The sequence below is a fragment of the Pseudomonas sp. RIT-PI-q genome (assembly GCF_001297125.1).
Classification (GTDB): domain Bacteria; phylum Pseudomonadota; class Gammaproteobacteria; order Pseudomonadales; family Pseudomonadaceae; genus Aquipseudomonas.
On the sequence record NZ_LHPC01000007.1, the window covers coordinates 244,112 to 257,168 of the forward strand.

Annotated in this window: 14 protein-coding genes; 2 read left to right on the forward strand and 12 right to left on the reverse strand. The window is 61.7% G+C overall.

Annotated features, from left to right (window positions below):
• The first annotated feature begins 35 nt into the window (after positions 1-35).
• Both dxs and AEQ67_RS01350 read left to right on the forward strand, forming a co-directional pair.
• Positions 36-1,934, forward strand: coding sequence for a 1-deoxy-D-xylulose-5-phosphate synthase (gene dxs / locus AEQ67_RS01345; RefSeq protein WP_059402132.1), 1,899 nt, complete (start codon positions 36-38; stop codon positions 1,932-1,934).
• A 129-nt stretch (positions 1,935-2,063) separates the two neighbouring features.
• Positions 2,064-3,947 (forward strand): TonB-dependent receptor domain-containing protein, encoded by a 1,884-nt coding sequence (locus tag AEQ67_RS01350; RefSeq protein WP_059402133.1) that lies wholly within the window; start codon positions 2,064-2,066, stop codon positions 3,945-3,947.
• Between the two features lie 109 nt (positions 3,948-4,056).
• Here the strand turns inward: AEQ67_RS01350 and AEQ67_RS01355 are convergent, their stop codons facing one another.
• The 12 genes from AEQ67_RS01355 to nrdR form a co-directional block, all read right to left on the reverse strand.
• Positions 4,057-4,857 (reverse strand): cobalamin-binding protein, encoded by an 801-nt coding sequence (locus tag AEQ67_RS01355; RefSeq protein ID WP_059402134.1) that lies wholly within the window; start codon positions 4,855-4,857, stop codon positions 4,057-4,059.
• Complete coding sequence (locus tag AEQ67_RS01360) at positions 4,857-5,276, reverse strand: hypothetical protein (RefSeq protein WP_059402135.1); 420 nt, start codon at positions 5,274-5,276, stop codon at positions 4,857-4,859. The genes AEQ67_RS01355 and AEQ67_RS01360 overlap by 1 nt, the downstream gene beginning before the upstream one ends.
• Complete coding sequence (gene ribA, locus AEQ67_RS01365) at positions 5,273-5,890, reverse strand: GTP cyclohydrolase II (RefSeq protein WP_027924335.1); 618 nt, start codon at positions 5,888-5,890, stop codon at positions 5,273-5,275. The genes AEQ67_RS01360 and ribA overlap by 4 nt, the downstream gene beginning before the upstream one ends.
• A 248-nt stretch (positions 5,891-6,138) precedes the next feature.
• Positions 6,139-6,873, reverse strand: coding sequence for a substrate-binding periplasmic protein (locus tag AEQ67_RS01370; RefSeq protein WP_059402136.1), 735 nt, complete (start codon positions 6,871-6,873; stop codon positions 6,139-6,141).
• Between the two features lie 22 nt (positions 6,874-6,895).
• Entirely contained in the window at positions 6,896-7,399 is a 504-nt protein-coding gene (locus AEQ67_RS01375; RefSeq protein ID WP_059402137.1) for a phosphatidylglycerophosphatase A family protein, read from the reverse strand.
• On the reverse strand, positions 7,396-8,361 hold the full coding sequence (gene thiL / locus AEQ67_RS01380; protein ID WP_059402138.1) for a thiamine-phosphate kinase: 966 nt from the start codon (positions 8,359-8,361) through the stop codon (positions 7,396-7,398). Before thiL ends, AEQ67_RS01375 begins: the two co-directional genes overlap by 4 nt.
• A 174-nt stretch (positions 8,362-8,535) precedes the next feature.
• A complete protein-coding gene (gene nusB / locus AEQ67_RS01385; RefSeq protein ID WP_059402139.1) occupies positions 8,536-9,036 on the reverse strand; it encodes a transcription antitermination factor NusB in 501 nt (166 codons plus the stop codon).
• Positions 9,033-9,509, reverse strand: a complete 477-nt coding sequence (ribH, locus tag AEQ67_RS01390; RefSeq protein ID WP_003185938.1) for a 6,7-dimethyl-8-ribityllumazine synthase — start codon at positions 9,507-9,509, stop codon at positions 9,033-9,035. The genes nusB and ribH overlap by 4 nt, the downstream gene beginning before the upstream one ends.
• 91 nt (positions 9,510-9,600) lie before the next feature.
• Positions 9,601-10,692, reverse strand: coding sequence for a bifunctional 3,4-dihydroxy-2-butanone-4-phosphate synthase/GTP cyclohydrolase II (ribBA, locus tag AEQ67_RS01395; protein ID WP_059402140.1), 1,092 nt, complete (start codon positions 10,690-10,692; stop codon positions 9,601-9,603).
• Positions 10,693-10,723: 31 nt separating this feature from the next.
• Positions 10,724-11,389, reverse strand: a complete 666-nt coding sequence (locus AEQ67_RS01400) for a riboflavin synthase (RefSeq protein WP_059402141.1) — start codon at positions 11,387-11,389, stop codon at positions 10,724-10,726.
• 46 nt (positions 11,390-11,435) lie between these two features.
• Positions 11,436-12,569: a bifunctional diaminohydroxyphosphoribosylaminopyrimidine deaminase/5-amino-6-(5-phosphoribosylamino)uracil reductase RibD gene (gene ribD, locus AEQ67_RS01405; RefSeq protein ID WP_059402142.1), complete on the reverse strand. Its 1,134-nt coding sequence runs from the start codon at positions 12,567-12,569 to the stop codon at positions 11,436-11,438.
• Positions 12,566-13,030, reverse strand: a complete 465-nt coding sequence (gene nrdR / locus AEQ67_RS01410; protein ID WP_003228656.1) for a transcriptional regulator NrdR — start codon at positions 13,028-13,030, stop codon at positions 12,566-12,568. Before nrdR ends, ribD begins: the two co-directional genes overlap by 4 nt.
• Positions 13,031-13,057 lie beyond the last annotated feature (27 nt).

Here is a 13,057-nt window from a genome sequence, read left to right on the forward strand (position 1 = left end):
CTGCCGCATCTTTTATACCTATAACGATTCGCCTGATGCCCACGACGTTTCATGAGATTCCCCGTAAGCGCCCGACCACGCCCCTGCTCGACCGTGCCAACACGCCGGACGGCCTGCGCCGGTTAGGCGAAGCCGAGCTGGAAACCCTGGCCGATGAGTTGCGCCTGGAATTGCTCTACACGGTCGGCCAGACCGGTGGGCATTTCGGTGCAGGCCTGGGCGTCATCGAACTGACCATCGCGTTGCATTACGTCTTCGACACCCCGGATGACCGGCTGGTGTGGGACGTGGGTCATCAGGCCTATCCGCACAAAATCCTCACCGGACGTCGCGAGCGCATGGGCACCCTGCGCCAGAAGGACGGTGTTGCCGCCTTCCCGCGCCGTTCCGAGAGCGAGTACGACACCTTTGGCGTCGGCCACTCCAGCACCTCGATCAGCGCAGCGCTGGGCATGGCGATTGCCGCTCGCCTGCAGAACAGTGATCGCAAGGCGATCGCGGTGATCGGCGACGGTGCGTTGACCGCCGGCATGGCGTTCGAGGCGCTGAACCATGCGCCGGAAGTGAACGCCAACATGTTGGTGATCCTCAACGACAACGACATGTCGATCTCGCGCAACGTCGGCGGGCTGTCGAATTACCTGGCGAAGATCCTGTCCAGCCGCACTTACGCAAGCATGCGTGAAGGCAGCAAAAAGGTCCTGTCGCGCCTGCCCGGCGCCTGGGAAATTGCCCGGCGCACCGAAGAATACGCCAAAGGCATGCTGGTGCCCGGCACGCTGTTCGAAGAGCTGGGCTGGAACTACATCGGCCCGATCGATGGCCACGACCTGCCGACCCTGATCGCCACCCTGCGCAATATGCGCGATCTGAAGGGCCCGCAATTCCTGCACGTCGTCACCAAGAAAGGCAAAGGCTTCGCTCCGGCGGAAGTCGACCCGATCGGTTACCACGCGATCACCAAGCTCGAACCGCTGGACGCCCCGGCCGCCGCGCCGAAAAAGGCTGGTGGTCCAAAGTATTCCGCGGTGTTCGGTGAATGGCTGTGCGACATGGCCGCTGCCGATGCGCGCCTTGTCGGGATCACCCCGGCCATGAAAGAAGGCTCCGATCTGGTGGCCTTTAGCGAGCGTTTCCCGCTGCGCTATTTCGACGTGGCAATTGCCGAGCAGCACGCCGTGACTCTCGCTGCCGGCATGGCCTGCGAAGGCGCGAAACCGGTGGTGGCGATTTATTCGACCTTCCTGCAACGCGGCTACGACCAGCTGATTCATGACGTCGCGGTGCAAAACCTCGACGTACTGTTCGCCATTGACCGCGCTGGCCTGGTGGGCGAAGACGGCCCGACGCATGCAGGCAGCTTCGATTTGTCGTTCCTGCGGTGCATCCCCGGCATGCTGGTGATGACCCCGAGCGACGAAAACGAACTGCGTAAAATGCTCAGCACCGGCCACCTGTATAACGGCCCGGCGGCGGTGCGTTACCCGCGAGGCTCGGGTCCGAATGCGACCATCGAGAAAAACCTCGAGCCGATCGAAATCGGCAAAGGCATCGTTCGCCGCCAGGGCAGCAAAGTCGCCCTGCTGGTGTTCGGCGTGCAACTGGCCGAAGCGCTGAAAGTCGCCGAGAAGCTGGACGCGACTGTGGTCGACATGCGCTTCGTCAAACCCCTCGATGAAGCGCTGGTTCGTGAAATCGCTGGCAGCCATGAGTTGCTGGTGACCATCGAAGAGAACGCGATCATGGGCGGCGCCGGTGGCGCGGTCAGCGAGTTCCTGGCTCGCGAGAACATCCTCAAATCGATGCTGCACCTGGGCTTGCCGGACAGCTATGTCGAACACGCCAAGCCGGCGCAAATGCTGGCTGAATGCGGGTTGGATGAGGCGGGGATCGAAGCGTCGATTCGTCAGCGCTTGCAACTGCTGAATATCTAACCCCCGCCCCCTGTAGGAGCGAGGCTTGCCCGCGAAGGCGATTTAACAGGCAACATGGATGTTGAATGTTATGGCCTCTTCGCGGGCAAGCCTCGCTCCTACAAGTACCGTGTTTGCTACGGATTTCAGATGAAACTCTCCCCCCTCGCCCTGGCGCTGACGCTTCTGCCGTCCGGCCAACTCCTGGCCGACACCTTCGAACGCGATCAAGCCCTGAAGCTTCCCGACGTGCTGATCAGCGCCAACCGCCAGGTCGAAGCGCGCAACGACAGCAGCGCCGCCAACACCGTGTTCACCCGCGAAGACATCGACCGCCTGCAACCGAACAGCGTCACTAATCTGTTGCGCCGTGTGCCGGGCGTGCAAGTCGGGCAAAGCGGTGGGCGCGGCAGCCTGCCGGGGATTTACATTCGTGGCACCCAGTCGGCGCAGAGTCTGGTGCTGGTGGACGGTCAACGGATCGGCAACTCCACCTCGGGTGACAGCAACCTGCAACACATCAACATCGAACAGGTCGAGCGCGTGGAAGTGCTGCGCGGCTCCCGCTCGGTGATGTATGGCAGCGATGCGATTGGTGGGGTGATCCAGATTTTCACCCGGCGCGGCGATGAACCGGGTCTGCAACCGCGTATGCATGTCGGTTTTGGCAGCAACCAGACCTGGGAGCGCAGTCTCGGGCTGTCCGGTGGTGATGAACAAACCCGCTTCAATCTCGGCGCCAGTCTCGATGAAACGGCCGGGATCAACCGCACCCACACGTCATACCCCAGCGACGGCGATCACGACGAATACCGCAATAAATCGTTGAGCCTGAGCCTGAGTCACGCCCTCAGCGACGACATCGAAATCGGCGCCAACCTGCTGGATAACCGCGGTAAAAGCGCATTCGACAACCCGTTCGGCCGCTTCGACATGGACACTTTCGAGTCGCTCCAGCAGCAGCCCTACAGCGAATTCGATGTGAGCAGTGTCAGCAGTTACCTCGATGCGCGGGTTAATGACGTCTGGAAAACCCGGGTCGAATTCGGCCATAGCGAGAACCGCGAAAAGACCCTCGACAAGCTCAGCGATGAACGCAGCGTGTTCAACACTTATCGCGACTCGGTGAACTGGCAGAACGACCTGACCCTCGACGAGCGTAACAGCCTGATCCTCGGCGGCGACTGGTACGAAGACCGGATCAACAGCAGTACACCGTTCGACGAGGACAGCCGCTGGAACCGTGCGGCGTTTATTCAGCATCGCTACCAGGCGGACAGTTTCTCCACGGAGCTGGGCCTGCGCCGCGACCAGAACCAGCAATTTGGCGGCCAGAACAGTTGGAGCGGCACCTTTACCCTGCCATTGAACCCGGACAACGACGTGCTGCTGACCTACAGCGAAGGCTTTCGCGCGCCGACCTTCAACGACCTGTATTACCCGGATTTCAGTAACCCGGACCTCAAGCCTGAAACCTCGAAAAGTTACGAGTTGCAATGGCGCAGCCAGTTGACCGACAGCAGTCGGCTGGAAGCCTCGCTGTACCGCACGGACCTGGAAGACGCGATTATTTTCGGCAGCAACTCGCGGCCGCAGAACGTCGCTTCGGCGCGAATCAACGGCTTTGAAGCGGCGTTGAAACAGGAACTGTTCGGCTGGCAGAGCAACCTTGGCGTAGCGATCATCGACCCGCGGGATCGCGACAGCGGCCACACCCTGGCACGTCGGGCACGGCGGACCCGGAGCCTGGACCTGGATCGGCAGTTCGATCGCCTGAGCCTCGGTGCCAGTTGGCAAACGGTGAGCAGCAGCTATGACGACAAGAACAATCAGCAGCCGCTGGGTGGGTACGCGTTACTGGGGTTGCGCAGTAGCTGGGAATTGAATCGTGAGATCAAGCTTGAGCTGAAGGTCGATAACCTGCTGGATAAGGGTTATAGCCGGGCGTTGTACAGCCATGACGGCAGTCAGTATGGGTATCGCGAGGAAGGTCGGGCGTGGATGTTTGGGGTGACCTGGACACCTGAAATCTGATCCGGGATTTGAATCGTCAGCACCGGCCTCATCGCGGGCAAGCCCGCTCCCACAGGGGTCACACTGAACCTGTGGGAGCGGGCTTGCCCGCGATGCAGGCGACACGGTCTCAACGGTCGGGCGCAATCACTCGGCACAACTTGGCCGTCGCCTCGATCATCTGCCCGCTCGGCCGCTCCAGCCCCTTATCCGTGACCAATAGCAGCTGCCCCTGCGTCACCGCCGTCACTTGCGGCCAGGCCTTCCACGCGTCGAGCTGCGCCTGATCGCTGGCCAGGATCACCTCGGGATTACGCTGCAACACCGCCTCCACACTGACTTGCGGGGCTGGCAACGTCAGGTCGGCAAACACATTGCGCGCCCCGCACACTTCAAGCGCATCGCTGATGATCTGCCCGCCGCCGACGGTGTACAGCGGCCGATCCCAGACCTGATAAAACACCCGCAGCGGCTCATCCCGCCGATAGCGCTGGCGCAATGACTCCAGTCGCTGACGCAATTGTGCGGCCAATGGAACGCCGCGCTCAGGCCTGCCGAGTTGCGTGGCAATTGCCTCGATCTGGGCGGTGAGTTGTTCAAGGTTGTGAGGTTCGGCAACGTAGGTGGGAATGTTCAAGCGCTTGAGTTGCTCACGCTGCGCCGGGCCAACGCTGCCGGGCCAGAGCAGCAGTAAATCGGGTTTCAGGCTGAGTAATTGTTCCATGTCCAACTGGCCATAGCGGCCAACGGAAGGCAGGTCTTTGAGTTCGCCCGGACGCTCGCCGGCGTCCAGCACACCCACCAGCAGGTCGGCTGAACCCAGCTCAACGACGATTTCAGACAGAGACGGCGCAAGGCTGACCACACGCTCAACCGCCCATGCAGAGCCGCTGACGGCCAGCAACAAAACCGCCAGCCAGGCCCGAAGCATCAGGCGAGTTGACGCGGGATACGGTAGAGGTAGAACAGCACCAGGGTCGACAACCCCAGCAGCACCAGCGGCACCGCTTCAAGGCCGACGAATACCGCCAGCGCGCCGATCCAGGCCGGCAGCGCAGCAGCGAGGAACGCCGTGCGGCGCTTGGCAGCCAGATCGATCCAGGCAGTGGGTTCTTCAGGAGTATCGAGGGCTTTTTGAGTCGCGATCAGCGCGTGCTTGTAGCCGCCAAAAAACTTCAGGCTGACAAACATCGAAGCCACACCGGCGATGAACAACGGCATCGCCAGCACCGGCAGAATCGCCTCACCCTGACCAAATACGCCGTTGATCACGAACAGCGGTAACAAGGCCAGCGCCAGGTATTGCCACCAGTTGACGGACAGTCGCCGCCGCACCTGACCGCGGGTCACGCCCGGTCTGCCTCGCCCTGATGCTCGTTGCCCATCATGTGGTCGAGCTTGCTGGCCTTGGTGGCCAGGTAGAGTTTGTTGTGCGGGTTGTGGCCCGTGTGCAGCGGCACGCGCTCGGCGACCACGATGCCCATGTCGGTCAAGGCTTTGACCTTGCGTGGGTTGTTGGTCATCAGGCGCAGGGATTTCACGCCCAGATGCTCGAGCATCGGCAGGCACATGGCGTAGTCACGCTGGTCAGCGGCGAAGCCCAGACGCTCGTTGGCTTCAACGGTGTCGGCGCCGCCATCCTGCAATTCATAGGCGCGGATCTTGTTCAGCAGGCCAATGCCACGGCCTTCCTGACGCAAGTAGAGCAATACGCCACGCCCTTCACGGGCGATGGCCTGCAAGGCGGCCTCGAGTTGCGAGCCGCAGTCGCAACGCTGGCTGAACAAGGCATCGCCCGTCAGGCATTCGGAGTGCAACCGGCCGAGTACCGGGGCACCATCGGCGAATTCACCCAGGCTCAGCACGACGTGCTCGCGCCCGTTTTCTTCATCGAGAAAGCCGTGCATGGTGAATTGCGCAAAAGGCGTTGGCAGCTTGGAAGCGGCGACAAAAACGACAGGCACCGGTGTGCTCCTGATCTATAGGTACTGGAGATTCGCAGACGCGGCATTGTAACAGCAGGTTCCGACAGACGCTTAGGCTGAATTATGGGGCATAACGATCAAAAAGTTAGATCACTGATGCCGGCATCCAAACCTGTAGGAGCAAGCTTGCTCGCGATGGAGCGTCAGCCAGCACTCATCTATCTGACCCACCATCGCGAGCAAGCTCGCTCCTACAGTGGGTTCGTGGTCGATTTCAGGCGTTGTGGTCAGTGGGTGTCGAATGGATAGGGTTGTTTCCAGCGTTCGAAAATCGGTTTCAACTGGCCGTTTTTCACCAATTGCTCCATGCGCTGGTCGAACAGCGCCATCAATGAACGGGCCTTGGGCGTATTGGCGAAGCACAAGTACAGCGGCAATTCGGCGATATGGGTACGACGAAACTGGGTCGGATCCTTGGCCCGGCGGACGATGTAATCCACCTCGGTCAGCGCATCGATGTAGTAGTCGGCACGGTTGTGGATCAGCATCGACAGAATCCCGGTGCGCCGAACGACTTCGTTGTAACGGCGTACGTTGGGCAGATACGCCTGGTACTCGTAGCCTCGGACCCAGGCGAGTCGATAGTTGCCCAGGGTTTCCGGGGTTGGTGCCGGATTAGTCGCCAAACCCAGGGCATAGATGTGATCGGTATCGTAATTCCAGTGCGGATACAGCAGATCGCTGACTTCATTACGATAACCGCCGACACAGGCATCCACTTCGCCGCGTTGCGCCAGGCCGATGGAGCGCGTGTACGGCTCGATACGAAAATCGACTTTGACACCCGCAGGCTCGAACACTTCCCGCAACACGTCCCAGCCCAATCCATGGCCATCGGCGGCGGTGTAGTCCTCCCACTCTTCACTGGCCAGGTGAATCACTGACGGTGTCGTCGCAGCCTCTCCCGCTTGGGCGAGTGAACAAAACAGCGCGAGAACCATCATTAACCAGTGTCGAGCCATCCCTAGTCTCCTGCTCCGCCAATCATGCGAAAAGCCACACCAGCCCCTGCATCCCCAGCCACGCGAACACCCCGGCCAACACGTCATCGAGCATGATCCCGACGCCACCATGCACATGCCGATCGATCCAGTGAATCGGCCACGGCTTGAGGATGTCGAAGAAGCGGAACATCAGGAATCCCGCCAGCAACCAGTACCAACCTTCCGGCACCAGCCACAGGGTGATCCACATCCCGACCATTTCATCCCAGACGATGCCTTCGTGGTCGTGTACCCGCAAATCGTCGGCCACTTTGCCGCACAGCCAGAAGCCGAACAGCATGGTGATGCCGAGCATCAGCCAATAGCCCCAGTCGGGCAACATCTGCCACAACGGGATAAAGGGTAGCGCAACCAGTGACCCCCAGGTGCCCGGTGCTTTTGGCAAGGTGCCCGAGCCGAAGCCGAACGCCAGGAAATGCCAGGGATTGCGCCAGACCGACGGCGGTACGAATTCCGCCGGGACCTGTTTGGGATGATCTGTCACGGTGTCTCCCGAAAATGTTGATAACCCCGGGTTTGCGGGGTGATGTCTTGCCCAGAAGCATCCAGCAGAACCACGCCCTGCCCCGCGACCACACGCCCGACCACATGAATCGGCCAACCGTCGGCCAGCAACGCCGGTAACTCGCCGGGCGGCAAGGTGAACGCCAGCACGTAATCGTCACCGCCGCTCAGCGCGGCCTCTTCGGCGCCGGATTGACCGAGGAAGGCCACTAACGCATTCGACAGCGGCAACGTGCCCTGTTCAATCTCAATACCGACCTTCGACGCCAGCGCGATATGCCCGCAATCGGCGAGCAGGCCGTCGGAGATGTCCATCGCCGAGCTCGCCTTGTCACGCAGCGCCATGCCCAGACCAAGCTGCGGTTGTGGCGACCAGTAATGGCGCAGCAGCGGATCGGCAATGGCGGCGTCAGCGGTGCGTTGACCGAGCACCAGCGGCAAGGCGCCCGCCGCATTGCCCAGCTCGCCGCCGACACACAGCAAGTCGCCCGGCTGCGCGCCGCTGCGAGTCAACGCTTTGCCGACAGGTACGCGCCCAAACACGGTCATCGTCAGGCTCAATGGCCCACGGGTGGTATCACCGCCCACCAGCGCCACACCACAGCTCTGCGCCATGACATTCAAACCACGGGCGTAGGCATCCAGCCAATCGGCGGTCACCGTCGGCAAGGTCAGGGCAAGGGTAAAGGCGACAGGAGTGGCGCCCATGGCAGCCAGATCGCTGACCGCCACGGCCAGCGAGCGCTGACCGAGCAGAAACGGGTCACAAGGATCTGCGAAATGCACACCGGCAACCAGCGTGTCGGTGGAAATCGCCAACTGCTCCCCGGGAGGAACAGCCAGCAAGGCGCAGTCATCGCCGATTCCGAGGGCAACGCCTTCGCCGCCCTGCGCACAAGGCGCGGCGGCGAAGAAGTTGCGGATCAGCTCAAACTCGCCCATTGGGTGTCCTGTCTCACCAATACTGTTCATTTTTTAGCGGCGTCTGGTGTCGCCATACTGCGTTGCCGCTCCTCGCCATAGCCAGCTATGACTCGTCGCGGCGCCTTGTCTGGCAACACCAGCCACTCGCTAAAAAACGAACGTATCGGCGAGACAGGGCACTGCAAGCGCCAATCAGCGCTTGAACGCCTTCACTTCAGCTTCACGCAGACGCGGGGCCAGTTTGTCGAGTACACCGTTGACGAACTTGTGGCCGTCGGTGGACCCGAAGCCCTTGGCCAGCTCGATACCTTCGTTGATCACAACGCGGTACGGCACGTCGACGCGCTTGAGCAGTCCCCAGGTGGACAGGCGCAGAACCGCCAGTTCAACCGGATCAAGCTCTTCGATGGTGATGTCCAGGCACGGCGTCAGTGCAGCGTCGATCTCAGGCTTGTGGGCCGGAACGCCGTGCAGGATATCGTGGAAATAAGCGGCATCGACATCGCTGAAATCGTTATCGACCCGGAACTGCGCTTCGATCTCGTTCAGCGACTGCTTGGCCATGTGCCATTGGTACAGCGCCTGAGTCGCGAGCTGACGGGCTTCGCGACGCTTGACGCTTTTCGATGGCTTGCCGGCATCCGCAGGCTTTGGATCGCGCGGGTTGAAACGATCGCTTTCGTCGCTAATCACTTGGCCTCCAACTGCGCCAGCAGGCTGACCATTTCCAGAGCGGACAGGGCAGCTTCAGCACCTTTGTTACCGGCCTTGGTGCCGGAACGTTCGATGGCTTGCTCGATGGAATCAACGGTCAGGACGCCGAAAGCGACCGGAACGCCGAACTCCATGGACACCTGGGCCAGGCCCTTGGTGCATTCGCCAGCCACGTATTCGAAGTGCGGAGTACCGCCACGAATGACCGCGCCCAGGGCGATGATTGCCGCGTATTCGCCCTTCTGAGCGACTTTCTGCGCAACCAGCGGGATTTCGAAGGCGCCAGGCGCGCGGATGATGGTGATGTCGCTTTCGCTCACACCGTGGCGAACCAGGGCATCAACTGCACCGCTGACCAGGCTTTCAACGACGAAGCTGTTGAAACGGCCTACTACCAAAGCGTAGCGGCCTTTAGGGGCGATGAACGTACCTTCGATGGTCTTCAGGGTCATTCGTTAGATCTCTTAAAGAGCCGGGACGCGTTTTCTACGCGTCCCTCAGTGATTTGTTAGCCGCGAATCAACGACAGGAAACAACCGGTCATTATTCGGAGGGCACGTATTCTACAACTTCCAGATCGAAACCGGATATCGCATTAAATTTCATCGGCGCACTCATCAGGCGCATTTTGCGTACACCCAGGTCCCGAAGGATCTGCGAACCGGCACCGACAATGCTGTAGGTGGTCGGTTTTTTCGCGACCGCGTGGTCGGCGGTTTCACGAATATGCGCCAGCAACACGTCGCCATCGAGCGGGTGACCGAGCAGCAGCACCACGCCGCTGCCAGCCTCGGCGACCGCAGCCATGGCGGCGCGCAGGCTCCAGCGGCCGGGCTGCTTGACCATCAGCAGGTCGCGCAGCGGGTCCATGTTATGCACCCGCACCAGCGTCGGTTCTTCGGCGCACACGGTGCCCAGGGTCAGTGCCATGTGCACGTCGCCTTCCACGGAATCACGATAGGTCACCAGGTTGAATTGGCCCAGTTCGCTGTCCAGCGGCTGCTCGGCAATCCGCTGAACGGTACGTTCGTGGATCATCCGGTAGTGAATCAGGTCGGCGATGGTGCCGATTTTGATGTTGTGTTCGGCGGCGAAGGTTTCCAGTTCGGCGCGACGGGACATGGTGCCGTCGTCGTTCATCACTTCGCAGATCACGCCGCTTGGCTCGAAACCGGCCATACGCGCCAGGTCGCACGCCGCTTCGGTGTGGCCGGCACGGGCCAGGGTGCCGCCGGCCTGGGCCATCAGCGGAAAGATGTGACCGGGGCTGACGATGTCTTCAGCCTTGGCGTCTTTCGCGGCAGCGGCCTGCACGGTGCGCGCACGGTCGGCGGCGGAGATGCCGGTGGTCACGCCAATAGCCGCTTCGATCGATACGGTGAACTTGGTGCCGAAACCGGAACCGTTGCGCGGCGCCATCAGGGGCAGCTTCAGCAGTTCGCAGCGCTCGCGGCTCATCGGCATGCAGATCAGGCCACGGGCGTGCTTGGCCATGAAGTTGATGTGTTCAGGCTGGCAGCACTCGGCGGCCATGATCAGGTCGCCTTCGTTCTCGCGGTCTTCGTCATCCATGAGGATGACCATCTTGCCTTGGCGGATGTCTTCTACCAGTTCTTCGATGCTATTGAGCGCCACAAGGCACCCCCCTTCTTTCGAAATTTGAGCTTCAGGATTTGAGGTAGCCGTTTTGGGCCAGAAAGCTTTCGGTGATGTTCCCGGATTTTGTAGGCTCTGCGGCCTTGTCGCCCAGCAACAGGCGTTCCAGATAACGTGCCAGCAAGTCAACTTCAAGGTTCACCCGGCGACCTGGCTGGTACGACGCCATGATGGTTTCGCTCAGGGTGTGCGGAATGATCGTCAGCAGGAACTCGGCGCCATCGACCGCGTTCACGGTCAGGCTGGTGCCGTCGACCGTAATCGAGCCTTTATGGGCGATGTACTTGGCCAGTTCTTTTGGTGCGCGGATGCGAAATTCCACGGCCCGGGCGTTTTCGGTACGGGCAACCACTTCGCCCACACCATCGACGTGACCGCTGACCAGGTGCCCGCCCAGACGCGTGGTCGGGGTCAGGGCTTTTTCCAGGTTCACCGGGCTGCCGCTTTTCAGGTCGTTCATCGCGGTGCAATCGAGCGTTTCGCGACTGACGTCCGCCGCAAAGCCGTTGCCTGGCAGTTCAACAGCGGTCAGGCACACGCCGTTGACCGCGATGCTGTCGCCCAGTTTGACGTCGCTCAAATCGAGCTTGCCGGTTTCTACGTGGACCCGCACATCTCCGCCTTTTGGGGTCAATGCACGAATACTGCCGATGGATTCGATGATGCCGGTAAACATGAAGTCCTCCTCGAGAACAAAACCTTCGCTTGGCGCAGGCCGGGAATTATACGCTCGCCGCTGGCACAGGAATGGCGATGACTCGCCAGTCATCGCCAACCGCGCGGATTTCGGTGATTTTGAGCGCGGGCGCGTCTTTCATTTGCGCCAGCGGCCAGTCCAGCAATGGGCGGGCCGAGGAGCCAAGGAACTTGCCGGCAATGAATATCTGGAATTCATCCACCAGGCCTTGCTGGGCAAAAGCTCCGGCCAGACGCGGCCCCGCCTCGACCAACACTTCGTTGACCCCACGGGCGGCGAGCTCGACCAGCAGTTTGCGCAGGTCGACCAAACCGTCGTCGCCAGCCACGATCAGGCATTCCGGGCCGTTGGCGTATTGCTCTTCGATGGCCATGCAGGTGGCGACCAGCGCCGGGCCGGCCTTGAAGAACGGTGCGTCCAGTGGCACTCGCAGACGGCCGTCGATCAGCACCCGCAGCGGCGGGCGACTCATGGCCAGGGCGGTTTGCTCGGCGTCCAGGCCCAGTTCGTCGGCGCGCACGGTCAAGCGGGCATTGTCCGCCAGCACCGTGTCGGCACCGGTCAGCACCACGCTGGCCTGGGCGCGCAGGCGTTGCACTGCCGAGCGCGCGGCCGGGCCGGTGATCCATTGGCTTTCGCCGCTTTCCATCGCCGTGCGACCGTCGAGGCTCATGGCCAACTTGACCCGCACGAACGGCAAGCCGTGTTCCATGCGCTTGAGGAAGCCTTCGTTGAGCTTGCGCGCCTCGCCTTCCAGCACGCCGCTTTCAGTGGCGATACCGGCCTGAGCCAGGCGCTGCAGGCCGCGACCGGCGACCGACGGGTTCGGGTCCTGCATCGCCGCGACAACCCGGGCAACGCCCGCATGCACCAGCGCATCGGCGCAGGGCGGCGTGCGGCCGTGGTGGCTGCAAGGTTCGAGGGTTACGTAGGCGGTGGCGCCCCGGGCCTTGTCACCAGCGGCGCGCAAGGCGTGGACTTCGGCGTGAGGTTCACCGGTGCGCACGTGCCAGCCTTCGCCGACAATCTCCCCGTCACGCACGACCACGCAGCCCACCCGTGGGTTGGGGTGCGTCGTGTAGTGACCTTTGCGCGCCAGTTCCAGGGCACGGGCCATGTAATGGGCGTCGAGGATCGCTTGCTCTGCGGACGTGGTCATTCTTTCACCGGCTCACGGGCCAGGCGATCGATCTCTTCACGGAACTCGTTGAGGTCCTGGAAGCGTCGATACACGGAGGCGAAACGAATGTAGGCGACCTCGTCGAGCTTTTGCAGCTCGGCCATCACCAGTTCACCGACCACGAGGGATTTGACCTCGCGCTCGCCGGTGGCTCGCAGTTTGTGTTTGATGTGCACCAACGACGATTCCAGGCGTTCGACACTCACCGGGCGCTTTTCGAGGGCACGCTGCATGCCGGCGCGGAGTTTTTCTTCGTCGAACGGCTGACGACTGCCGTCGGTTTTGATCAGGCGCGGCAACACCAGTTCGGCGGTCTCGAACGTCGTGAAACGCTCGCCGCAGGCCAGGCATTCGCGCCGGCGGCGCACCTGTTCGCCCTCGGCGACCAGACGCGAGTCGATGACCTTGGTGTCGTTGGCACCGCAGAAGGGACAGTGCATGGTGGCAGGCAACAAAAAAAGGGAGGG